The following is a 595-nucleotide window of genomic DNA, read 5'->3' on the forward strand; positions in this document are numbered from 1 at the left end:
ATACGCTTGAGACGTATCACAAAACAATTACGTATGAACGTCTTAAAAAAACGTTCATGTCAGCATGATATACATTGTTAAAGAGCGACTGTTCGATGAACAGTGATAAGGCAACGCAGTCACTGCGCTTTGACTTATCAATGGTCACAAAACAACAAACGGTGGTAACGAAAACAAGAATGGTGGAGCCAAGCGGGATCGAACCGCTGACCTCCTGCGTGCAAGGCAGGCGCTCTCCCAGCTGAGCTATGGCCCCAATACTAACGACACGCAAATTTGTGTAAGACTAGGCGCATTATTGCGACGCATAGCCTGCTATGCGAGTAATAATGCAACGACGTATTACGCAAATTTGGTGGGTCTGGGCAGACTTGAACTGCCGACCTCACCCTTATCAGGGGTGCGCTCTAACCAACTGAGCTACAGACCCGGTATTCAGCCATCACAGATCATCTGATCGGCAACAGCTCAATGAGCTACCGTTTGCTCTATCACTTGATCAGGTAATTCATTGTGAGCGCTTACCGCGAGGATGATGCATCGTTTAAGGAGGTGATCCAGCCGCAGGTTCCCCTACGGCTACCTTGTTACGACT

At 48.2% G+C, this 595-nt stretch carries 2 tRNA genes and 1 rRNA gene; all 3 read right to left on the minus strand.

Annotated features, from left to right (window positions below):
• Nucleotides 1-180 precede the first annotated feature (180 nt).
• A tRNA-Ala gene (locus QC815_RS17315) sits at nucleotides 181-256 on the minus strand.
• A gap of 97 nt (nucleotides 257-353) precedes the next feature.
• Nucleotides 354-430: transfer RNA gene (locus tag QC815_RS17320), tRNA-Ile, on the minus strand.
• 115 nt (nucleotides 431-545) lie between these two features.
• A 16S ribosomal RNA gene (locus QC815_RS17325) occupies nucleotides 546-595 on the minus strand; the annotation flags it as partial.

Source organism: Vreelandella gomseomensis, assembly GCF_031451645.1.
GTDB classification, from domain to species: Bacteria; Pseudomonadota; Gammaproteobacteria; order Pseudomonadales; family Halomonadaceae; genus Vreelandella; species Vreelandella gomseomensis.